The following is a 240-nucleotide window of genomic DNA, read 5'->3' on the forward strand; positions in this document are numbered from 1 at the left end:
GCGAGACAACCATGGTCAGCGGCGAGATCAGTTTGCGTCCGGATAACCGCCCGGCACACCCTGCCGCGGCGAAACCGGAACGCTTTTTGCTGCTGGACGGCGGCAACAGTCCGTTGAAATGGGCGTGGGTGGAGAACGGCACATTTTCCGAAGACGCCCGCGCGCCGTATCGTGAATTGACCCAGTAGGGCGAAGAATGGCTGCAATTTGCCGATGAAGATGTGAAGATAGTCGGTTCCG

The 240-nt window shown here is 59.2% G+C and carries 1 pseudogene; it reads left to right on the forward strand.

From position 1 onward, the window contains the following. A pseudogene (locus ACTHSX_RS10835) lies at window positions 1–185 on the forward strand (bifunctional biotin--[acetyl-CoA-carboxylase] ligase/pantothenate kinase); the annotation flags it as partial. Window positions 186–240 lie beyond the last annotated feature (55 nt).

It is taken from the genome of Neisseria sp. P0014.S002 (genome assembly GCF_051958295.1).
Classification (GTDB): domain Bacteria; phylum Pseudomonadota; class Gammaproteobacteria; order Burkholderiales; family Neisseriaceae; genus Neisseria; species Neisseria flavescens_B.